Origin of the sequence: Thiolapillus sp. (assembly GCF_048562965.1) — a bacterium.
GTDB lineage: Bacteria > Pseudomonadota > Gammaproteobacteria > Chromatiales > Chromatiaceae > Thiolapillus > Thiolapillus brandeum_A.
Genome location: NZ_JBHNMF010001115.1, coordinates 1 through 873, shown reverse-complemented (window position 1 = coordinate 873; position 873 = coordinate 1). Strand labels below are relative to the sequence as shown.

General features: G+C 50.9%; 1 protein-coding gene. It reads left to right on the top strand.

Annotation, left to right across the window (positions count from 1 at the left end):
• Positions 1-26 precede the first annotated feature (26 nt).
• The coding region (locus tag ACOCD2_RS22685; RefSeq protein ID WP_419626190.1) for a restriction endonuclease subunit S at positions 27-873 on the top strand (847 nt) is incomplete at its 3' end.

The window sequence follows — 873 nt, the reverse complement described above, 5'->3', positions numbered from 1 at the left end:
TAATTACGCTATTTGTGAAACATTGAATAGTTGACGGCATACGGAACACTCATTACCCTGTAAATCATAAGTTCTCAAGCTGTTCCACAAACGACCCATACTTTCCGGATCACTGGAAGCGGTGCCCCCTCTATTCGTTAGCCCAATGGGTAAACGGTCTCGCATTTCGGAATATCCAATTCAGCGATTCCGGGTTGCCTGTGATCAAGATCGCGGAAATCAAGGGTGGGATATCCGGTCAGACCAAGTTTACCCAGCAGACCTTTGATGACGCGGTGCGCGTGAGATATGGTGATCTCCTGTTTTCATGGTCCGGTCAGCCTGAAACGTCGATCGACGCCTTCTGGTGGCGAGACCCAGAGGGGTGGTTGAATCAACACATCTTCCGGGTAACGCCGACTGAGGGAATAGATCCCGTGTTCTTCTACTACTTGCTTCGCTACCTGAAACCAAATTTTGTGGGAATTGCCCGTAACAAGCAGACGACTGGCTTGGGCCACATTACCAAGCGTGACCTCGAGAACCTAGAAGCTGCTTATCCAAGGCTCCCCGAACAACGCGCCATCGCCCACATCCTCGGAACGCTGGACGACAAGATCGAGCTGAACCGACAGATGGCCCAAACCCTCGAATCCATCGCCCGCGCCATCTTCAAGTCCTGGTTCGTCGATTTCGATCCGGTGAAGGCCAAGATGGAAGGAAAACAGCCAGAGGGAATGACTGAAGAAATCGCCGCTTTGTTTCCTGATCGCTTGGTGGATAGTGAGTTGGGGATGATTCCGGAGGGGTGGGAAGTCTTAAAGTTTCCCGAAGAGTTTGATTTTACTATGGGGCAAAGCCCACCAGGAAGCTCCTATAATGAATATTTCAACG